We start from the raw sequence: 22,509 nt of genomic DNA, 5'->3' as shown, positions 1-22,509 counted from the left end.
ACAATTGTAAAATGAGTAATTAATAACTCAGGTAGAATTAACTTTAATAAGTCTAAGGACAGTTCCATTTTTTTTACAAAAATCCAACTTCTATTTTAATTCACACACAACTTTTAGGAATGATCCCATAAGTGGGTGATCACATTTTAAAAAAGTGTAGCTTTCAGCACACTTTTTTAAAATGTGATCGTTCCTACGAATTTTATCGGCTTTCTCTTGTGATTATTGTGCTTATTGGTTTTTATAGCTTTCGGCACACTTTTTAGAAAAGGATCGTTCCTACGGACTCCATCGGTTTTCTTTTATAATTGCGCCTTGTAGATGTTTTTGCTTTCGGCACACTTTTTAGAAAAGGATTGTCCCTACGGATTCCATCGGTTTTCTTTTATAATTGCGCCTTGTAGATGTTTTTGCTTTCGGCACACTTTTTAGAAAAGGATCGTTCCTACGGACTCCATCGATTTTCTTTTATAATTGCGCCTTGTAGATGTTTTTGCTATTGGCACACTTTTTAAAAGATGATCGTTGTTACGGGTTTTATCGGCTTTCTTTTGCTAGTTTGACTCTTATTGGTTTTTTGCTTTCGCACACTTTTTAGAAAATGATCGATACTACGCGACTTCATCGGCTTTACTTTGTATCGGTTTACAAGTTTTTAGAATAGGATTGCTTTTACGTATTACATTGGCTTTTAAAGAAACTGTTTGAAGAGTATTTTTAACTACATATCCTTAGCTATTCGAAGTTTATACTGTTTTGATTATTAAAACCCTTCGACAGGCTCAGGATGACAATTAGTTTGTTGAGGCACTTTTGGAGACATTGCTTAATAAGACACTCATTGTAGCGAATTTTGTTGGTTTTCATTTTGTAATTCCTTTGCAAATTGACTTTCCTTGTTTTAATCACACTTTTTAAAAAGACGACTATGATTATTATAATACTGATTTTGTGAAAGCTATTCCTAAATGAAGTGGTTCTGAGTCCTAATCCTCTCAAAAGTCATTTTTTTTTCATTAATTAGCAATTCTTAACATATATCAATTAGTATACTACTTATGAAAAAAATAATTTTTGCTTTAGCCTTTTTAGGAGTATTCACTGTACAAGCACAACAAAAAGCCGTTACTGAGGTTGGAGATGAAGTACTTCTATTTGATAATGGTACATGGAGGTATGCAGATAACAGGGCATCAGAAACTTCAAATGAGGTGCCTACCAATCCAGAGCGCTTTGTAAAAGATCCAGAAGCTACATTTCTTCTTAAAAGTACCAAAGTTGACATTGGGGTTTGGCTTGATCCTACAGAATGGAGTTTTCAAAAAGCACAAGACAATCCAGAAGCAGAATATGAGTTACAATTAAAAGGGGAAGATTTATACGGCATGATCATCGCAGAAAAGTTAGAAATCCCTATCGAAAATCTAAGGGATATTGCTTTAGAGAACGGAAGAGAAGCTGCTCCAGACCTTAGCGTTATTCAAGAAGAATACAGAATTGTAAATGGACAGAAAGTCCTATTCTTACAACTCAATGGTACCTTACAAGGAATTAAATTTACGTATTACGGATATTACTATTCGAGTCCAAGTGGCACTGTACAATTTATCACATACACCTCACAAGGACTTTTAAATTCGTATATTGAAGATTGTGAAAAAATATTAAATGGCTTTGTAAAAGTTCAATAATAAAGAGTCCGTTAGAGCTCAATATACATCTAACTCAACCAACTAGAGGAATTCCCTGTCTAAATCATTTTAGATGGGGACTTTCATTTTATAGGGTATCGATTATTCTTGGGCAGCTTTTCGCTCTTGGATCAATTTTTCAAGCTGTTTCCCATACTTAGAACGTTTTATTTTATTTGGAAAACGCTTGTATATAGTGTCTAGATACGTCACATTGGCATCTGGAATCTGACTTAAGATAAGAAAGGGAGCCATTTCTAAGTCTGCATGTGTAGATGCAAACTGACCTGTGTACCTATATTTAGATCTAAGTAAGCGTTGTAGAGAATCGTCATATTTAAGAATATCTTCTTGTACACCAGAAACTTGTGCGTCATAAGATCCTTTAATGAGGTCTACATTTTTATCATTAAACTTTTGATTCATTTTTTGAAACTCAGTCCATCTCATTTGGTTTTCTGCACCCATTACAGCGGCAAACCCTTCAAAATTCTTAAGGGAAGTCGTAATATTCATTTCGCCAGGTTCAGCAAAAAACAGGATACGATCATCATATCCCGAAGCATCAACTTTATCTAAGTGTAAGTAAAGAACCTCAGGCTCATCAATGGTAAGGGAAAACTCAAATTCTGGATCACCATCTACTACGATAGAATCTATGTTTACCAATGCAGTATCTTGAATGCGTTGTAAGTAGAGAGTTCCTTTTTTAAGACCTTTTACGGTTCCAGAAACTGTAAAATTGGTTGATTCTGAGCAAGCTACGAGTAGGCCAGTTACTAATAAAAGTGTGAAAAATCTTCTCATTAAAATGGGTTCATTTAAAGCACAAAGATGCTATTATTTTTACTGAAATACTAGCTTGTCGCAGCGATTTCCATTAAAATTGTACACAAAATCGCACCGTAGGTCCCCACCACGTATCCAAAAACAGCTAGTAAGACACCCACACTCGCTAGGGAAGGATGAAACTCAGCTGCAACAACGGGTGCTGAAGCTGCCCCGCCTACGTTGGCTTGACTCCCTACCGCAAGAAAGAAATAGGGGGCTTTAATCAATTTTGCTACTAGGATCAGTAATCCAGCATGGATACTAATCCATACAAAGCCTATGGCAATGAGTCCTGGATTTTCAAAAACACTTCCTAAATCGATACTCATTCCAATAGTTGCCACAAGAATATAAATAAAAACACTTCCGATTTTACTAGCTCCCGCACCTTCATAGTTTTTGGCCTTTGTAAATGATAAACCTACCCCAATAATAGTAGCTATAGTCACTAACCAGAAGAATTGTTTTGTAAATGTATAGGCAGTAGAACTTTTTGGAACATCAGCAAAGAATCCTGTAATATAATCTGCTCCAAAATGCGCAATGCCTGTCGCTCCAAATGCAATTCCAAGGATAATCATCAAGTCATTTAAAGAGGGATTTCTTTTGACACTTTCTGAAAATTCAGATACTTTTTTCTTTAAATTTTCAATAGAAGACCTATCGGCTTTGAGCCATTTGTCTATTCGTTTGGTCTTACTTATACCCAATAGAAGGATGGCCATCCAAACATTTGCCATAAGCACATCTACAAGTATCATTTTACCAAATTCGACCCTGTCATATTCATAAATTTCAAGCATAGCGGCTTGATTAGCACCTCCACCAATCCAACTTCCTGCAATCGTTGACAGCCCTCTCCATACTTCGGTGGGGCCAGAACCACCTACCGTTTCGGGTGAGAAAACAGAGATAATTAATATAGCGATAGGACCTCCTATAATAATACCAACTGTTCCCGTGAGAAACATAATCAATGCTTTAGGTCCTAAGTTGATAATACTTTTGAGATCTACGCTTATCGTAAATAATACAATACATGCGGGAAGTAAATAGCGACTTGCTACAAAATATAGCTGCGAAGATTCAGCGTCTACAAGATCAAACAGATTGAGAACTGCAGGTAACATATAGCATAATAATAATGCAGGTATGTACTTATAAAATTCACCCCAGAATCCTTCTTTTTTATTTGAAGTGTAAAATATGAAGCCAAGAATGATGGCTAATAATCCAAAAACAACGGCATCGTTTGTAAATAAAGCGTGTTCTCCCATAGGTGTTTGTGCTAAAACAGATGATTTCTAATGATTTATTATATGCTTTCGCGAAAGCGTACTTAGCCCCACAATATACTTATAAATATAACCAATAGGTAACTTTTAAATTAAGAGAGCGCACACGAGGAGCAAAGACATTATCTGTAAAGTAGTTGTCATTGTAGACCAAGAAAAGATCTGAAAGCGGTGCAAAACGCCACTGAAGCCTAGAGTTAATACCAAGGTTATCTTGTAATGAGCTGTATTGAATAAGAGTATTCCAAAATAATGTTTTATTAAAGGTCACTTCCATGCGCGGACTAATCAACCAGATTTCATTATCTGAGAAAGGATCTGGTAGGTCTATGTTATCATAGCGTAGATTTAACCCAAAAACCAAATGGGGCTGAAGCCTTAGATTAAGCCCTCCTTGTACCGTGAGTAAATCTCCATTGAAAAATTCACCAAAGGTTGTGTTCACATTATAGGAAAATACACGACGTGTATCAGATTGATACTCGGCTTCTACACTCTCATAATAGTACTCTGTATTTGCAGCAAGTTCTAACCCATCTGAGCGTGATGGATCAAAACCTTCAAAAAGGAAAGTATATCTGGAGCGTCCCGTAACACTAAGATTGCTAGTGTTTTTAAACTCAGCTTGCCAGCGAGGGGCAAAGGTATGGTCTCCTTTTTGAAAATCTAATCCTGGACGGAAAACAAAGAAGGTTCCTAGCGAAAAAATATGTCTGTTAATGATTCCTTTTTTAGGGAATATAAGGCGTTCTACTCTATTAAAAGACCTGTAAATGTCCTTACGAGGAATAAATCCTAAATCTGAATTAAAATCTTCACCTACAAAAATATTAGAAAAAAGGACCCGCCAGTTATTACGATTGTATTCTAATCGTAGACCTCCTGAGAAATCATTACTTGTTGTATTCGGCGTAAAAGATTTGTGTAAGAAAAACTTACCGTTCCAACTATTATCTTTATTGGCTAAGTTGTAATCTAACCCTATAAGTCTATTGTATTCTTCATCTGGAGTAACAAAGGGCTCATTGCTTGTGTTTTGCCGGTTCACATAAATTAAACCTATATTGGAGCGACTAAAGACTCTGTGCTGAAGCGCAACTACGGTATTATTATTTCCAGCAATCTCTTGTTCTGCATCATTTGCAGTTTGTATGTTGAGAAGACCGATTCTAAAGTTATTATTCAACTTTCCGCTTAATCGAGCTCCTGCGAGTATATCATTTTCAGTAGTATTTCCGTCTATATCTGTAGCAATGCCAATTCTTCTAGAGAAGAAAGGGTTTGCAGCACGTGAATCTCCAAAATCTGCAAAGAGATCATTATTTTCAATAAAAAACTGACGACGTTCTGGTAAATTTACTTCAAATCGGGTCAGGTTGGTAATCACATTATCTACTTCTACTTGTGAGAAATCTGGGTTGATGGTGACATCTAGGTTAAGACTGTTTCCGATGGTAAATTTTGCATCACCGCCAACTTTAAAATCAGTTGTTTCTTCGTTAGTTTCAAAATCTTTACCCACTAATCCATTTACGTACGGAATTATAGATATGGGACTACGGGGACTGCCTAGCGGTTTTTCAAAAACCATATCTCCCATGTAGGCTAAATTAAAAATAAACTGACTCTGCGGAATGTTGATCCATGTATTTCGTTCGTTTCCTTGAGTATCAAACTGATAGGAGTTAAAACGCCATTTTGTTTCGCCTTCGCGAAATTTTAATGCTGAGAAAGGAATTGCCCATTCGCAGATATAATACCCATCATATTTTTGAGTTTCACCCACCCATTTTGTATCCCAGCTTGTTGTAAATCCTCTTAAATCAACACCCCCACCAGAAACTAGGGCTTCTCTACGAACACCTTCTGGATTAGACCCAAAAAGAAAAGCATTCACACCATCGTTAAAAGTATCAAACATCAATGTTACATTATCACTTCCGCCAGCTCTAAAGTCACGTCGTAGGGAAGGAACAATATAATCATCAGCAGGTGCGTACACTTTGATTCCTACATACAACTTTTGGTCATCATATAGGAATCTGATTTCTGTTTGATTGATGGCTTGAATGGTATCGGTAGGGAAGTATTCCCAGAAGTTTTTTGCGGGTTCTACTTGACTCCAGAGTTCTTCATCCAACCTACCGTCTATGGTTATTTCTGAATCAATATATTTTACAAAGACTTCTTTCCCTTGTGAAAAGGATAAAAAAGTAGAATGCAAGATGATTAGGAAGAGTAGTTTTCTTTGCATGAAAGCAAATATATACCTAATACTTTGTTAAATTATTTTTTTTATGATCCTTTTAACCAACTTTGACGAAGCCTTAATTCAGGGCCTTCCACAAAGTATTGTAACTCAATGATAGTAGCTTTATTAATCATTGGGATGGTCACTTTGCCTTCTACTATTATTTCTTGATCTTCTCTTAGTATTGTAAAGCTAATAGCATCTCCTTCCTTCCAAGAAGCAGCTTCTCCAATAAGTGCATATACGTTTGACAAGTTATATGAAGTCCCATTAATTGTTTTTATAACATCACCGCCTTGAAGTCCCATCTCCTTAAAAAACGAATGAAGCTCAATACCTTTTCTTATAAAAATAGATTTGTCTACTTGTGAAACATCTATGTAAGGGGTTCTTGTTTCCTGATCTAAAAAATATTCTGTAGGAACTTGATATGAATTGTACTCTAATCCAACTTTACTAAAAAATGCACTGTAGTTAATTGGAACGGTTCCTATCACGTGTTTTTCAAAAAACTCACCTATAGCGGGGTATGTCATGGCTGTAATTTGAGGTATAATCGCTTGATCTTCAAAAGGACGATTAGGTCCATACCGATCTGTAAGTTCCTTCATTAGGGTTAATAAGCTCCTTTCTCCGTTACTGTTCTCACGCATTAATATATCTAAACACATACCTATAAGTGCTCCTTTTTCATATACATTCCCATAATTGGACGCGTAGGGTTCGTCTAAGATATTTTGGCTCATTTCTGTAAAAGACATGTTCTCATCATAGCTTTTAGAATTAGCAATTTTATTAGCGATAGTTGCGTAAAACTCTGTATTTGTAACGAGCCCTTGTTGTACTTGGAAGTGTTGAGCAAAGTATTCTGTAATGCCTTCATACATCCATAAATGCTGACTCATTTCTGGATCATTATATCTAAATTTATGAATTTGTGTGGAGTGTAAATTTAAAGGGGTCACAATATGAAAAAATTCATGAGCAACTACGTCTATGATCGCCTCATCCATAGCTTCTTTAGGGAGCATTTCTGGTAAAACCACCACAGTTGATTTATGGTGTTCTAGTGCTCCAAAGCCCTGAGCATCTTCTGCATCCATGGTACTTAAATACAGTAATATACTGTAGCGATCTGTGGTATTTATATCACCTAAGTATATTTTTTGTGCTTTCATCATACTCTCAACAGTTTCCTTAAGGTCAGCTGCTTTTACAGCGTCATTTGGACTATATACACTGAGTTCGATGGTAATTCCTTCTATATCAAAAACCTCTTTGTTGGGTTTATTATACATGATCGGATTATCAATAACTTCAAAATATCGCTTTGCTAGATAGCTATCTATTTGCTTGGGATTATCAAAAGTAGCTTTCGTATATGTTTGGCTTTCTTGTTTTGATAAAGATGTAGTTCCTTCTATAGTTTCAGGTCTGTTTATGTCTATAGCATAGGTATATTCTTCTTGATCTTTTATGTAACCTACCAATCCGTGGAGATTCAATAGAAACTGTTCATTTTCTTTAAAATTAGTACCCGATGGGGAAAAAATAGAATGCTCTGCCTCTATATCGTAGGTGTCGTTAACTTTATATTGGATATGGTTAAGTTTCTGCGCATCTTTAATGAGCCAAGTGTTGGGAGAGGTTCTTTCTACGTTTAATGTTGATCCTGACTTAGAGAATACTTGTAGGTCATCAACATACGTTCCGTAGTCATCATCACTATAAGTACCTGGTACGGTTTCTGGAATGTAGAATACAACATCAGGAGTGCTTATCGTACCTGGATGAATACGAACATTTACTTTGTCATCAATAACATTTACAAGGTCTATAGCAACTTGAACGTGGGTGTTTTTTGAGTTTGTGGTATTTTGTGTAGGGCCACACGAAATGATAAACGCAATAATAAGAATGTAAAAAGGAATCTTTTTCATAAAAAATTTTCTAAGAAATGTAAAAGTAAGGAAAGCACTGTTTATTTATCAGTAAAATGATTTTTTTAGAGTAAGATATTTGAAATGACTAGTAGAACTAATTCATTTTTATCAAGTATATATAACTCACTTAAATTTTAGAGGAGCGTAGCGCCTAATACTTCGAAGCTAACCTCTAAAATCAAAACATAGCATGTTGCTATTTTTTGATAAAACTAGTAATCACATCAGTGAGTTCTTGCGAAATAGGACGATTGGCTTCGTTATATGATTTTGTATTTTCCAACGCGTCTGTGCTTTCTATAATACGTAAAACATGGTTCATATCTTTAATGAGTACTAATTTAGCATCTGGTTTTGCTTGTTTTAGATCTTCGGCTTCCTTTGTATCTATCTGAACATCATTTGTTCCATTTATGATTAGGACTGGGATCTGTAGTTTTTTAATTTCTTCAGTGGGAATATATTGCATCCAACTAACCATAAAGGGCTGAGACTCTTTTCTGAAAATAGAGGCCAATGCTGGGCTATAGCTTTTTACTTTTCCATTTTCTTTTAATTGTGTAAAAGCTTCTTGCGCATTTTCTTTAAGTTCAGGCATCTGTAATGCTATTTGACTCACAATTGTATTATCTATAGATTTCCCGGGACCTGCTAGTGAAATAAACCCTGTAACATTAGATTGCTGTGCAGCAATCATACCCACTAAGGATCCTTGGCTATGTCCTACAATATATATATTCTGATATTTGTTTCGATCTCTAAAATAGTTGACAGTTGATACAGCATCTTTAACAAAATCTTCAAATCGTAATTTTTCTTCTTCTAAATTCCCTCTTTTTAATAACGTGAGTACTCTTTTATCATATCTAAATGTGGCAATACCTGATGCAGTTAGTTTTTCTGCCAGTAATCGTAAAGCATTATTACGTGATAGTTGTAGGTTGCCATTTCTGTCTGTAGGACCAGAACCAGGAATAATAATAATCAGGTCATTGGCTCCTTCTTTGGGTTGTAATAAGGTGCCATATATGTACTGATTAATTTTTACATCATTCTCTACGGGAGTATTTTGCGTGATTCCAACCTGTGAAATTAAAAAAACAAATGCGCATACATGTAGGTATCTCATAATCTTAACTATTAAATAGAATCTATTTGTAAAGGTACTAATATGTATTGTTAACAATACGCTATTCTTAACGATAACAATAACAAAATGTTTCTATTTTCATCGTATTTTTACAAAAAAACACAAAATGAAACATAGTATCATCGCTTTATTTTTACTGAGTTCTTCCTTTCTACAAGCTGCAGAAATTGTTTGGGGAAACACGGGACATAGGGCTACTGGGGCTATCGCAGAGCAGTACCTTTCGCGAAAAGCAAAAAAAGAAATCAACAAATTACTTGATGGACAGTCCTTAGCACTGGTTTCAACATTTGGAGATGATATAAAGAGTGATGATAGATACCGTTCTTTTGGAGTATGGCATTATGTGAACATTCCTTTTGATAAAACCTATGATACTCACCCTAAAAACGAAAGAGGTGATATCATACAAGGAATCAATACCTGTGTAGAAATTATTAAAAACCCAACAAGCTCTAAAGAAGACAAGGCTTTTTATCTTAAGTTGCTTATTCACTTTATAGGTGATTTGCATCAGCCTTTACATACGGGATTAGGAGAAGATAAAGGAGGAAATGATTTTCAGGTGCAATGGTTTAAAAATGGAACCAACCTTCATAGAGTTTGGGATTCACAAATGATAGAACGTTTTAATATGTCCTATTCAGAACTGGCAACGACCATGCCTAGGTTATCAAAAAAACAGGTGACACTTTTACAAGAAGGAACGGTTAGAGATTGGATGGAAGACAGCCGTACACTAGTTAAAGATATTTATAAGAATACCAAGAAAGGTGATAACCTTGGGTATAATTATATGTATCAATATTTTGATCCGTTACGATCTCAATTACAAAAAGGGGGAATACGATTAGCAGGTTTACTCAATGAATTGTTTGGATAAATAGCGATCATTTTTACATCCTATGATCTTCTTTTAACATCTCATTTTTATATTGTTTTGGGGTTAGGTTGTTGTATTTTTTGAAAATACGTGTAAGATGACTTTCGTCTGTAAACCCTAATTGATAAGCGATTTCAGAGACGGTTAATTCTGTGTTTTTTAATCTGTATTTGATAAGATGCAATTTATACATCAAAATATAGTGATGTATCGATTCTCCAGTTTTCTTCTTGAAGTACAAACTGATACCACTATTTGTCATATTAAAATGAGTTGCTAGTGCGCTGACTTTCATGAGGTTATTTTCAGATACGTGCTGACGTATGTATTGTATGATTTGGTCAATGGTAGTGGGGACGTCTTTAATAGAACTTTCTCTTTCAGGCTGAAAATCTCGTGTAATATTACGAGCAATAATACTTAAAGTAGTACTTACCATATTAGAAATATTATGTTTATAATATTCTTTTTGGCTTATGTACTCTTGGTTAATAACGTCGTGAATATGCCATATAAGCTTTCGATCGTATTTTTCTTTTATGATATCACCAGGTAAAAGGTTAGGGTGATGTATAATTTTTTCTATACGATGGAGCCAGTATGACCTATCAGGAAGGTTCATTTTACTAGAAAATAGCAATTCAGTGAACTGAAAATAGCAAAATGTGGTTTCTTTTTCTATTTCAAAATGATGCTTGTCTTCTGGGGCAACAAGAAAGACATCTCTCTTCTCATAGGTTACAATAAATTCGTTAATAAAGTGTTTCCCAGTTCCCTCTTCAATAAAAATAATTTCAAAATAATTTCTAGGCTCAGGGTCTTTATGATGTCCCGTTTTTTTTATTTTTTTTATCAGGAATATATCTTGTAAACTAAAACTCTTCATCATCATGTTTTTATTTTTTACAATTAGTTAAATTCCTTCTATACAACGAAAACGATATAGTTGTATTAATTATCAGTAAGTTACAAATTTTGTACAATTTTTAATGAAAAAAATACAAGATTTACTATGCGTGCTTAGTATAATTTTGCACCCGGTTAATAAAGTGATTTTCATGAGAGTAGAGGTGCTGTCATATATGATCACTACGAGTGAGATCAACTCATTTATGTGGTCGCTACTAGTATATAAATTATTAGATATTGTTTTTGGATTCATTTATATTTTTTAAAAAGGATTAGTAATTAGAAATTATTTCCCCCAGACAGCGCCTCTTTCCTTTCAATTAATTTGCTTTAAACTCCTACTAATTATAGTCTGATGCTGCTAATTTTCATATAAATTATCAATACAAACATAGTTAGTTGCAAGAATTTGAGCTACTTGTAAAAAAACTCAAGGATATACATCTTGAAGAAAGTATATGCAACCCAATCTAGAGTGAGTGATTTGTATAAAGAGCGTACCCCCTAGGATTTAGCTTTAATGATTTCGCTCTAGATTTTAATAGAATAGCTTTCACCCCTTTATTATCCGGAATGTAAGATTTATCCTAGGTTCCACAAATTTTGAAGTCTTTGGTATTTGATGTTGCCAGTTATGCTGTGTTTCATCTTTCATAAGTAACAAGCTTCCATGTTCAAGAGACATGGAGTGTACCGAAGACTTTGTCGTTTTATCCCTAAATTTAAAGACCCTACTTGCGCCTAAACTTACAGAGGCAATGGTAGGGTTTTTACCTAACTCCTTTTCGTCGTCTGCATGCCATCCATTACTATCTTTTCCGTGTCGGTAAAGATTTAATAAACACGTAGTGAATTTGGCATTTACCAGTGTTTCTACTTTCTTTTTTATTTCGCTTAAAGCGAAAGTAAACGCTAGCGGATGCATGGTAATATTTGAATAGGAGTAGGGGAGGTTATTGGTCGCATACAGAGCCGTGAGCCGAGGTTGCGGATGTACTTTTCCAAATACCTTAATATCATCTTGACGCCAAGGTGTTTCTTTATATAAGATATCATAATAATGAGAGGCCTCTTCTTGAGTCAAAAAATGAGGATGATACGTGACATGAGCATCAGGTAGGTCTAATCGATACGGCTCTAATGGAAATAATGACATTTTTACTATGATGATTTAAAGATAAAAATACGCCCAATACATCAATCCAAATTGTAATAAAAATCGAAACCAAAGCACAGATTTAGGAAATTTTTCATGAAATTTTTTATCTGCAATCATATACCAATGCACCGTCAAAAAAACAATAAGCATCGCAATAATTCCCCAAATAGCATAGGTTCTTGTTACGTCAAAACACAAAGCAATGCCTAAACAAATTTCGGCAATTCCGCTAGCATACACCATTTGTAATTCTGCAGGTATATAGCGAGGCATCACACTTAAAAAAGCCTTAGGTTTGATAAAATGCATACAGCCTATACAGATATACATGATTGCCATAAGATACAGATGCCACGGAGTACTCATACAAAGTAAATAAAGTGATTAATGTTGTGTTTTACTCCAAAGATAACCGACATCTGTGGATAAAAAAATAGTCCTACATATTACTTGCAGGACTATTTTAAAATTAGTAAATAATGTACTTACTGCTTGATCACTCTTTGAGTAGATATTCCAGCAGAAGTTTCTATTTTTAAAATGTATACACCTGTAGCAAGACCACTCATATCTAGTGTATTGTTAATTAATTGAACTTGCGTATTTTTTCCAGTAATATCAATAAGAGATACTTTTTCAATAACAAGTCCAGAAGGTACTGTTAAGCTTAACTGCCCCGCAGTAGGATTAGGATACGTTGTAACCTTAGCTAGTAGCTCATCTTGAATTCCTAAATTACTACAATCACCACCAAATAAGAAGTTACCAAATAACTCACCACTATCATTAGCACCTTCTAGTTCTATAGAACCAATAGGCTCATTTGCATAAAAGCCAAAAAATGTTTGAGTATTTGTTGGTGTGTTTGCGTTGAAGGTGTCTATTAGATCACCACCAAGGCTAAAGACTCTAATGATTGTTACAGGGTCAATATTTTCCCAAATATCGAATGCCACTGCCTGCGGTGACGGATCAAATTCTATAATTGTAAATGCAGCAAAGCTAGTAGCTCCTACAAGCGAATCTGTATTTCCAATAGCTCCAGGAGGAATATTAACAACGCTTGATGGATCTGCACTTGAAGATACGACAAACCCAGTTTCGAGCTCTCCTGCAGGAAAACAAGCACCCCCATCAGCAGCACTAATCGTTTCGCCACATGTGGTAATAGCTCCTGGTCCATTTGTAAAATCTTCAGATTGAAGCGTGTCATCTGTACAGGCTAGTACAGCATCATTAAATTCAGCTAGCGTTGTAAACGTGTCTACAACAGCAGCTCTACCATTATCTACACGTGTGATTGTAGCAATTGTTGTCTCCCCTGTATTTGAAGAAGGTATAGTTTCTGAATTGTAACTTGTTTCTTGTTGTGCAAAGGCAGTTGCAGTTAAAAATGCCAATAAATACGTAGTTTTTTTCATGTGTTCTGTCTTTTATTAATTATAAATAGGATTAAAAATTAAATATACTCAAAAATTACAATAGTTCTTAGCTAATTCTTTGTATTAACTAAGTTTATTTATAAGAGTTTACATAGTACATCCTATAGGATGAATTACTTTTTTACTAAAAAAGATGAATAAGTGTGCGTATTAATAAGAAAGGTCTTTGAAAATCAGAAAACAATATGTACTTTTGCACACCTTTTTGACAACCTTTCGAAAGCCGTCAATGAAGGAATATATAAAACGAAAAAAACCACTTTTACGGTTTTGAGGTTGAAAGAGCTTTCGCGAAAGCGTAAAATACAAAAACCCATCAGTACCATAAATTTAAGTGTATACTGATGTAACTTTTAGCAAATGGCTGAAGAAACAAAAAATCCTGAAGTTCAGGAAGAAGCTGCAGTAGCAGCACCAAAAGTTGAGCAATCTCCTGCTCAAGAAAATCCAGAACAATTTCTTAAAGACTTTAACTGGGTAAAATACGAAGAAGGTATTGATGTAGTAGATGACAAGCAACTAGAAGAATTTGAAGCACTTGTGGCTCAGAATTTTGTAGATACGCTTAATGACGAAGTAGTAGAAGGAACTGTAATTAGTATTACAGATCGTGATGCTATTATAGACATCAATGCAAAGTCTGAAGGTGTAATCTCTCTTAATGAGTTCCGTTACAATCCAGATCTTAAAGAAGGAGACAAGGTAGAAGTACTTATTGATGTGCGTGAAGATGCAACAGGTCAGTTAATACTGTCTCACCGTAAGGCTCGTGTTATTAAAGCATGGGATCGTGTAAATGCAGCTCACGATGAAGGAACGATTGTAAACGGGTTTGTAAAAGCACGTACAAAAGGAGGAATGATTGTAGATGTTTTTGGAATTGAAGCATTCTTACCTGGATCACAAATAGACGTAAAGCCTATCCGTGATTACGATCAGTATGTAAATAAAACAATGGAATTTAAAGTGGTAAAAATTAACCACGAATTCAAAAACGTTGTTGTATCGCATAAAGCACTTATCGAAGCAGATATTGAAGAGCAGAAAAAAGAGATCATTGGGCAGCTTGAAAAAGGACAAGTTCTTGAAGGTGTTGTTAAAAACGTTACTTCTTACGGAGTATTTGTTGATCTTGGAGGTGTTGACGGACTTATCCACATTACAGACCTTTCTTGGTCTCGTATCAACCACCCGAATGAAATCGTTGAGCTTGATCAGAAATTAAATGTTGTAATCCTTGACTTTGATGAGGATAAAACACGTATCCAATTAGGTCTTAAGCAACTTTCTAAGCACCCTTGGGATGCTTTAAGTGAAACGCTTAAGATTGGTGATAAAGTAAAAGGTAAAGTTGTTGTAATCGCTGATTACGGTGCCTTTATCGAAGTAGAAGAAGGAGTAGAAGGATTAATCCACGTTTCTGAAATGTCTTGGAGTACACACTTACGTAGTGCACAAGATTTTGTAAAAGTAGGAGATGAGGTAGAAGCAGTGGTTCTTACCTTAGATCGTGATGATCGTAAAATGAGTCTTGGAATTAAGCAATTAGCTCCAGATCCATGGACTGATATTACTTCTAAATATCCTGTAGGCTCACGTCACGAAGGTGTGGTACGTAACTTTACAAACTTCGGTGTGTTCTTAGAACTAGAAGAAGGTATTGATGGATTAATCTACATCTCTGACCTTTCTTGGACTAAGAAAGTAAAACATCCATCAGAATTCTGTGCAGTAGGAGATAAGCTAGAAGTAGTGGTTCTTGAGCTAGATGTTGAAGGACGTAAGTTAAGTCTTGGTCATAAGCAAATCGAAGAAAATCCTTGGGATAAATATGAAGCTGATTTTGGAGTAGGTACTAAGCACACTGCTAGTGTTGACGAGATCGTAGATAAAGGTGCAACCGTTACTTTTAACGAAGATATCGTAGCATTTGTTCCATCACGTCACTTAGAGAAAGAAGATGGTTCTAAACTAGGAAAAGGAGAAGAAGCTCAATTCCAAGTAATCGAATTCAATAAAGACTTTAAGCGTGTGGTTGCATCTCACATGGTGATCCATAAAGAAGACGAAGCAAAAATCGTTAAGCAACAAGCTAAGAAAGCAAAAGCACAAGCAGATGAGGCAAAACCTACGTTAGGTGATGCTAATGATGCTCTTGCCGCTCTTAAAGCTAAAATGGAAGGTAAATAATCTAATTCTCTCGTAGAATAAGGATTCTATCTTTATCAATATAAAAACCCATCATAGTTCGCTATGATGGGTTTTTTAATGGTATTCAGTGAAGTGTAAGTAATACCATTTACCAATTGAATTTACTGTAATAAAACACCCTTTTTTCCTTTCTATTTCACAAGAAAAAAGAAACCGTAGCTTAGGCTATGCTTTAGTTTTCTTTCTCATATAAAGAAAAAAATCATCGTTTTCTTTTCCAGTAAATTCAATTAATAACTGGTATAAAAATATTTTTAATGTGACACCCTCTGTTTTAATGTCTGTTGGCGCTTCATCTTTTAAGCACATAGTTTTACAAACTCAAAAAAGAAGTGCAATAAAGAGGTGCTCTTCTTTATGAAATTAAAATAGATAGGAGTGTGGGTTCAATGGTTAAGTGATAAGTATATCAGTTAGGGAGAAATCTAGTAGGTTTCTTTTAGTCTCTATACTCATTTTAAGAGTTTATAGATATCTATTTGGTTTTTTTTTAACCAATGATGTTAGAGCACATATTTAAAGATTACAACACGTTAATTAATCTTCGTTACCTTTTTTTTTAGATCTTCTGTCGTTTGAGGTTTTTCGGGTGCTTTACCAAGTTTAAGTCGTTGTGCTTTGGATACCCAGCGGTCATTTTTAATACGATCAGGAAAGAATTTGATAAGTTTTGTGACAGCGGTAATATCCTCGTCTGTAAAGTTACTAATCTGTTCAAACGTAAAAATACCAAGATCATTAAGTTTGGTTTCCGTATATGGCCCTATACCTGTAATTTTTTGAAGATCATCTTTACTTTCTGCAGTCGCAAAACCAATGCGTTCAAAATTAATTTTTGCTAATATTTGCGTATCCGTGGTGCTTTTAGAAAGTACATCTTCAGAAAAGGCTCTTTTTTGAAAATTTACCTGTTCGTATTCTTGATCCATTCGATCTTTGCGGTAGTCAAATTTTCTATGCTGTAATTCGTTTTCTTCTTTTAATTCACGAATTTCTTTTTTGAGAAGATTAATATCATTGTCGGTATCTTTTTGAGCTGTTTTATGTCGATAACGCTCATAAATAGTAGCACCTATATATCCAATAGCAAAAGCGCCAAGCATCATCACAAACGCCTCTACGTAGGCTGTAGGGATAGATATGGTATCTTGGGTTTTAAGTATGTTACTAGTCAACAATAATCTCAATTCTATTATTTTTTTTGCGGCCCCAAACACTTGCATTGCTCTCTATTGGAGTGGATTCTCCTCTAGATATAGCGGTTACTTTTGATCTTTCTATGCCTCTGCGTGCGGTAAGATACCATTTTATTTGTCTTGATTTTTTTAAACCAATCATAAAATTATCTTTAGCATTTCCTACATTATCAGTGTGGCCTATAATCGTTACTTTCTTCGTTGGATTTTCTTCTAATATTTTCTTTAGTTCCGTAGCATATGCAATAAGATCTTTTCCTACGATTAAGTCTGTATTTGCATATCCTGGATAAAAAATTTGAGAAGATACATTAGGGTTATTTTTAATAACAGTTTCTCCTCTATATTCAATCGTAGGTTCGTCTTTATCTATATCTACCGTGTCACTTATCGCTATCGATTTTTTAATTTCATCGGCTAATAACTGAGAATCTACTGTTGTGTTTTCACTAATATAAATGTCTTTATTACTGTCAGGAGATTTAGAAAGCGAATTCATATCTATACCAACAACATTATCAGATATCGAATCAATTTTTAGAGTATTCAAATCAGTGAGCGTGATATCAGATACTATTTTAGTGGTGTCCGCTTCTATTTCAATTTTCTCACTACTATTTTTATAAGTATCTGATTTTAAATCATCAGGGTCTTGTTTTTTGATGGAAATTTGATCAGGGGTATCTATGGAAGCATCTTTGTTCTCCTTTGTGTGTATGTAATATATTCCAGCCGAAGCCCACAATAGAAATATAAAAAAAGTACCCCAAAAACCTTTCATTTACTGTTTTGCCCCAATAGAGTATAAGTGATTTCACATCAAATCTACTAAAAACTTTTTACTGTTAAGTAAATATTAAATTGCGTTATACACTTGTTTTTAACAAAAAATGGAATACTTTTGTACTCGTTATGAAAAACAACACCATACATCATCATCATTTTACTTCTGTCGCTCGAGCGAGGTAAACTGATATGTGTATATATAAGATATCAAAAACCCGTTTGAGTTATTCAAACGGGTTTTTTGTTTTGTATAACTCAAGCACTAATTAGTTAAAGAAAAATGAACACAAAAATTAGAATTGCTGTCCAAAAATCTGGACGACTCAATGAAAAATCATTAGCACTCCTTGAAAATTGCGGGATTTCTATTGACAACGGACAAGATCAACTTAAAACGACTGCGAGAGATTTCCCTTTAGAAGTTTTTTACCTACGTAATGGCGATATTCCTCAATACCTAAGAGATGGGGTGATTGATATCGCTATTCTGGGGGAAAATACACTCATTGAAAAAGGAGAAGACTTACAAATTATTGAACGTCTTGGGTTTTCAAAATGTAAAGTATCCCTTGCCATCCCTAAAAATGAATCCTATACCTCTGTTAAGGACTTTGAAGGAAAACGTATTGCCACTTCATACCCTAATACAGTAAGTCGTTACTTGAAAGAAAAAGGTGTTTCTGTAGAACTGCACGTTATTAATGGCTCTGTAGAAATTGCACCTAATATTGGACTTGCAGACGGAATCTGTGATATAGTTTCCAGCGGAAGCACCTTATTTAAAAATAATTTAAAAGAAGTAGAGGTCATGCTTACCTCAGAGGCGGTACTCACCGTTTCTCCAAAAATTTCAGAAGAACGTAAAGAAATATTAGAAAAACTTCGCTTTAGAATCCGTAGTGTTCTTAAAGGAAAGCAAAGCCGTTATGTGTTGATGAATGTGCCTAATGACAAATTAGATGCTGTTTTCCAAATACTCCCTGGTATGCGAAGCCCTACTGTCCTGCCACTAGCAGAAGAAGGATGGAGCAGTGTACACAGTGTTATTGACCAACATAAATTCTGGGATGTGATTGATCAACTCAAAATAGCAGGAGCCGAAGGTATTCTTGTATGTCCAATCGAAAAAATGGTACTCTAATGAATATAATATACAACCCAGCACCCAGCGATTGGCAGGAGATCCTCATGCGACCTACGCAAACGGTAGAAGATATTGAAGCAACAGTAACAGATATTTTTAAAGAAGTAAAATCAAAAGGGGACACCGCTGTCGCGAAATACACGGCGATCTTTGATGGGATTACGTTAAACACAACAGTGGTGTCTGCTCAAGAAATTGAAGCAGCAACCGCTACTCTAGACCAAGATGTAAAAGATGCCATACAATTGGCTAAAAGCAACATCGAAAAATTTCACCAAGCCCAAAAAACAGAACGCGTTCTTGTAGAAACTACGCCAGGTGTATCTTGCTGGCAAGAAAAACGTCCGATTCAAAAAGTAGGTCTTTATATCCCTGGCGGTACTGCTCCTCTGTTTTCCACCATATTAATGCTCGCTGTCCCTGCAAAAATAGCAGGATGTAAAGAGATCGTATTGTGTACGCCTCCTTCAAAAGATGGTTCTATTCACCCAGCTATCCTTTATACCGCTCAGATATGTGGTGTGACAAAAATCTATAAAGTGGGAGGGATTCAGGCGATTGCAGCGATGACTTTTGGAACAGATACGATTCCTCAAGTGTACAAAATATTTGGTCCTGGTAACCAATTTGTTACTGTCGCAAAGCAGTTAGCAACCAATTATGGCGTGGCGATTGATATGCCCGCAGGTCCTTCAGAATTGCTTGTCGTGGCAGATGATACAGCAGATGCCGCCTTTGTCGCTTCTGATTTGTTGAGTCAAGCCGAACACGGAACCGATAGTCAAGTGATCTTAGTATCTACTTCACGCGATTTGATTACCAATGTCGAAAAAGAAATTCAAGTGCAAATGGGTACGCTTTCGCGAAAGCGTATAGCCCAAAAAGCTATTGATAACAGCAAGCTCATTTATGTGGAAGACGACGCTACAGCACTCGCACTTATTGATGAATATGGTCCTGAGCATTTTATTGTTTGTGTAGCGAATGAAGATTTTTACGTGAACGGAATCCAAAATGCAGGCTCTGTTTTTATAGGAAATTACACACCTGAAAGTGCTGGGGATTATGCTTCTGGAACCAACCATACCCTACCTACCAATGGCTACGCGAAGCAGTATAGCGGTGTGAACTTAGATAGTTTCTTAAAGAGTATGACTTTTCAGAAAATCACAAAAGAAGGGATTAAAAACATCGGAAACGCCATCGAAATCATGGCGACTGCCGAAGGTCTTGATGCACATAAAAATGCAGTCACTTTGAGATTAGAAGCATTAAAGCAAGAGTAATGAGAAAGCCATTTGATATTCAAAACCTTGTCCGCCCTAATGTGGCAAAAATGACCGCGTATAGCTCTGCGAGAGACGAATTTACTGATTTTGATAAAGAAATGGTGTTTCTGGATGCCAACGAAAATCCTTTTGATAATGGCGTGAATCGCTATCCAGACCCACAACAAGGGAAACTGCGACAACTCATTGCTACCCAGAAACAGTTACAAGAAGCGTCTATTCTTTTTGGAAATGGGAGTGATGAAGTACTAGATCTTATTTTTAGAGCTTTTTGTATACCCGGAAAAGACAATGTGATTAGTTTACCACCTACCTACGGGATGTACAAAGTATTGGCAAGTACCAACGATATTGAAAATAGAGAGGTGTTGCTCAACCAGGATTTTCAACCCGATATAGAGGCTATTTTTCAAAACGTAGATGCAGATACAAAACTGATCTTTTTATGCTCACCAAATAATCCGACAGGCAATATTATCGATGCTGAAAAGATCGAAGAAATCCTCACGCGATTTGATGGTCTTGTCGTAATTGATGAGGCGTATATTGACTTTGCTTCCGCTCCAAGTTGGCTCAAAAAACTCGATCAGTTTCCTAATTTGATCGTCACACAAACGCTTTCTAAAGCATATGGAATGGCAGGAATTCGATTGGGAATGGCCTTTGCCTCCGAAGCGATTATACAAGTTCTTAAAAAGATAAAACCACCGTATAATGTAAACGAACTTACGCAACAAAAAGCAGTTCATCATATTACAAAATGCGATTTAATTAAAAGTGAAATCAACTCAATACTAGATAATAAGGATATTTTATATAAAGCGTTACTTGATATTGAATTTGTAGAAAAAATATTTCCCTCAGAGGCAAATTTTTTATTAGTTCGTGTGGATGATGCGGCAAAAAGATACCAGCAATTGATCCAAAAAGGTATCGTCATTCGCAATCGAAGCACACAACCACTTTGTGAAAACACGCTACGTTTTACCATAGGAACCTCGAGAGAAAATCAACAATTAATTGACGCATTAAAAGAGATTTCACGATAAACCAAAATACGTAAGAGAATGTCTTAAACAAGAGTTTGTCCGTTCGAGCGCAGTCGAGAACTCAACATAAATGATCAATAATTAATAAAGGTTTAAGCACTCTTATAAAAACATAGATATGAAGAAAAAAGTTTTATTTATAGACCGTGACGGCACCATTATCAAAGAGACAGCTGATGAGCAAATAGATGCTTTTGAAAAAATGATATTTTATCCGAAAGCCTTTACTTGGTTGGGTAAAATTGCACAAGAACTCGATTATGAGTTGGTGATGATTACCAATCAAGATGGCTTAGGAACTAATGTATTTCCAGAAGACACGTTTTGGCCAGTGCATAATTTCATTCTAAAATCATTTAAGAACGAAGGGGTCGTCTTTGATAAAGTTTTTCTAGATCGAACGTTTCCGCATGAAAATGCAAATACCCGTAAACCAGGGACAGGCCTATTGACCGAGTATTTTTCTGATGCGTATGATCTTGAGAATTCTTTTGTGATTGGTGATCGATTAACAGACATGCAACTCGCCACAAATCTAGGAGCTAAAGGGATATACATCAATGATGAAACGCATTTAGGAACAGGAGAAATCACCATCGAACGCTCAGAACTCGATAAGGATATTGCTTTAGAAAGTAATGATTGGCAGAAGATTTATGAGTTTTTAAAACTAAAAGATCGAGTGCGTACGCTTTCGCGAAAAACAAACGAAACTGATATTCAAATTACGATCAATCTTGATGGTACGGGAAAATCATCGATAGATACAGGGATTGCCTTTTTTGATCACATGCTCGATCAACTCGCGCGACATGGGGCGATGGATTTGGATATCCAGGTAAAAGGCGACTTAGAAGTTGATGAGCATCATACTATTGAAGATACTGCGATTGCTCTGGGCGAGATCTTTGCCGACGCATTAGGAAACAAACTGGGTATCGAACGCTACGGGTTCTGTTTACCGATGGATGACTGTCTAGCGCAGGCTGCTATTGACTTTGGAGGCCGTAATTGGCTGGTTTGGGAAGCCGATTTTAAACGGGAAATGATTGGAAAAATGCCGACAGAAATGTTTTATCACTTCTTTAAATCTTTTACAGATGGCGCTAAAGCCAACCTAAATATCAAAGCCGAAGGCACCAATGAACATCATAAAATTGAAGCTATTTTTAAAGCTTTCGCGAAAGCCATTAAAGTAGCGGTTAAAAGAGATCCAGATAAAATGATTTTACCAAGCACGAAGGGAATGCTGTAGCCCCCTAGCCCCCGAAGGGCGGATA

General features: G+C 35.6%; 18 protein-coding genes. 7 read left to right on the top strand and 11 right to left on the bottom strand.

The window, feature by feature from the left end; translation table 11 throughout:
• Positions 1-1,058: 1,058 nt before the first annotated feature.
• Positions 1,059-1,691 (top strand): hypothetical protein, encoded by a 633-nt coding sequence (locus ACFO3O_RS19870; protein WP_379982114.1) that lies wholly within the window; start codon positions 1,059-1,061, stop codon positions 1,689-1,691.
• A gap of 102 nt (positions 1,692-1,793) precedes the next feature.
• Here ACFO3O_RS19870 and ACFO3O_RS19865 read toward each other — a convergent pair whose 3' ends face one another.
• From ACFO3O_RS19865 to ACFO3O_RS19845, 5 genes are all read right to left on the bottom strand, one after another.
• Positions 1,794-2,498: a DUF4369 domain-containing protein gene (locus tag ACFO3O_RS19865; protein ID WP_379982112.1), complete on the bottom strand. Its 705-nt coding sequence runs from the start codon at positions 2,496-2,498 to the stop codon at positions 1,794-1,796.
• Positions 2,499-2,548: 50 nt separating this feature from the next.
• Positions 2,549-3,799, bottom strand: coding sequence for a DUF819 family protein (locus tag ACFO3O_RS19860; protein WP_379982110.1), 1,251 nt, complete (start codon positions 3,797-3,799; stop codon positions 2,549-2,551).
• Positions 3,800-3,878: 79 nt separating this feature from the next.
• Positions 3,879-6,071: a DUF5916 domain-containing protein gene (locus ACFO3O_RS19855; protein ID WP_379982108.1), complete on the bottom strand. Its 2,193-nt coding sequence runs from the start codon at positions 6,069-6,071 to the stop codon at positions 3,879-3,881.
• Between the two features lie 41 nt (positions 6,072-6,112).
• Positions 6,113-8,008 carry a M61 family metallopeptidase gene (locus ACFO3O_RS19850; RefSeq protein ID WP_379982106.1) on the bottom strand — a complete coding sequence of 632 codons (1,896 nt, stop codon included), beginning with the start codon at positions 8,006-8,008 and terminating at the stop codon, positions 6,113-6,115.
• Positions 8,009-8,207: 199 nt separating this feature from the next.
• On the bottom strand, positions 8,208-9,140 hold the full coding sequence (locus ACFO3O_RS19845; RefSeq protein WP_379982104.1) for an alpha/beta hydrolase: 933 nt from the start codon (positions 9,138-9,140) through the stop codon (positions 8,208-8,210).
• 127 nt (positions 9,141-9,267) lie between these two features.
• On the opposite strand from ACFO3O_RS19845, the gene ACFO3O_RS19840 reads away from it, so the two are divergent.
• The gene (locus ACFO3O_RS19840) at positions 9,268-10,044 is read left to right on the top strand and encodes a S1/P1 nuclease (protein ID WP_379982102.1); all 777 of its coding nucleotides are present in this window, start codon (positions 9,268-9,270) and stop codon (positions 10,042-10,044) included.
• Positions 10,045-10,057: 13 nt separating this feature from the next.
• On the opposite strand, the gene ACFO3O_RS19835 is transcribed toward ACFO3O_RS19840, so the two are convergent.
• The 4 genes from ACFO3O_RS19835 to ACFO3O_RS19820 form a co-directional block, all read right to left on the bottom strand.
• Positions 10,058-10,936: an AraC family transcriptional regulator gene (locus ACFO3O_RS19835; RefSeq protein WP_379982100.1), complete on the bottom strand. Its 879-nt coding sequence runs from the start codon at positions 10,934-10,936 to the stop codon at positions 10,058-10,060.
• 570 nt (positions 10,937-11,506) lie between these two features.
• On the bottom strand, positions 11,507-12,109 hold the full coding sequence (locus ACFO3O_RS19830) for an alpha-ketoglutarate-dependent dioxygenase AlkB family protein (protein WP_379982098.1): 603 nt from the start codon (positions 12,107-12,109) through the stop codon (positions 11,507-11,509).
• A gap of 15 nt (positions 12,110-12,124) precedes the next feature.
• On the bottom strand, positions 12,125-12,478 hold the full coding sequence (locus ACFO3O_RS19825) for a DoxX family protein (protein WP_379982096.1): 354 nt from the start codon (positions 12,476-12,478) through the stop codon (positions 12,125-12,127).
• Between the two features lie 119 nt (positions 12,479-12,597).
• On the bottom strand, positions 12,598-13,533 hold the full coding sequence (locus tag ACFO3O_RS19820) for a T9SS type A sorting domain-containing protein (protein WP_379982094.1): 936 nt from the start codon (positions 13,531-13,533) through the stop codon (positions 12,598-12,600).
• 381 nt (positions 13,534-13,914) lie between these two features.
• Here ACFO3O_RS19820 and rpsA point away from each other — a divergent pair, with 381 nt between their 5' ends.
• Positions 13,915-15,744 (top strand): 30S ribosomal protein S1, encoded by a 1,830-nt coding sequence (rpsA, locus tag ACFO3O_RS19815; RefSeq protein ID WP_379982092.1) that lies wholly within the window; start codon positions 13,915-13,917, stop codon positions 15,742-15,744.
• A gap of 554 nt (positions 15,745-16,298) precedes the next feature.
• Here rpsA and ACFO3O_RS19810 read toward each other — a convergent pair.
• Positions 16,299-16,952 (bottom strand): hypothetical protein, encoded by a 654-nt coding sequence (locus ACFO3O_RS19810; RefSeq protein ID WP_379982090.1) that lies wholly within the window; start codon positions 16,950-16,952, stop codon positions 16,299-16,301.
• A complete protein-coding gene (locus ACFO3O_RS19805) occupies positions 16,933-17,742 on the bottom strand; it encodes an OmpA family protein (RefSeq protein WP_379982088.1) in 810 nt (269 codons plus the stop codon). The genes ACFO3O_RS19810 and ACFO3O_RS19805 overlap by 20 nt, the downstream gene beginning before the upstream one ends.
• A gap of 285 nt (positions 17,743-18,027) precedes the next feature.
• On the opposite strand from ACFO3O_RS19805, the gene hisG reads away from it, so the two are divergent.
• From hisG to hisB, 4 genes are all read left to right on the top strand, one after another.
• Positions 18,028-18,888, top strand: a complete 861-nt coding sequence (gene hisG / locus ACFO3O_RS19800; RefSeq protein ID WP_379982086.1) for an ATP phosphoribosyltransferase — start codon at positions 18,028-18,030, stop codon at positions 18,886-18,888.
• Positions 18,888-20,177 carry a histidinol dehydrogenase gene (gene hisD, locus ACFO3O_RS19795; protein WP_379982084.1) on the top strand — a complete coding sequence of 430 codons (1,290 nt, stop codon included), beginning with the start codon at positions 18,888-18,890 and terminating at the stop codon, positions 20,175-20,177. Before hisG ends, hisD begins: the two co-directional genes overlap by 1 nt.
• Positions 20,177-21,229: a histidinol-phosphate transaminase gene (gene hisC / locus ACFO3O_RS19790; RefSeq protein WP_379982082.1), complete on the top strand. Its 1,053-nt coding sequence runs from the start codon at positions 20,177-20,179 to the stop codon at positions 21,227-21,229. Before hisD ends, hisC begins: the two co-directional genes overlap by 1 nt.
• Before the next feature lie 118 nt (positions 21,230-21,347).
• Positions 21,348-22,484 carry a bifunctional histidinol-phosphatase/imidazoleglycerol-phosphate dehydratase HisB gene (hisB, locus tag ACFO3O_RS19785; protein ID WP_379982080.1) on the top strand — a complete coding sequence of 379 codons (1,137 nt, stop codon included), beginning with the start codon at positions 21,348-21,350 and terminating at the stop codon, positions 22,482-22,484.
• Positions 22,485-22,509: the final 25 nt, after the last annotated feature.

It is taken from the genome of Dokdonia ponticola (genome assembly GCF_042653865.1).
In the GTDB taxonomy this organism is placed as follows: domain Bacteria; phylum Bacteroidota; class Bacteroidia; order Flavobacteriales; family Flavobacteriaceae; genus Dokdonia; species Dokdonia ponticola.
Note: the sequence above shows the minus strand (reverse complement) of the source record. Positions and strands in the feature narration are given on the sequence as shown.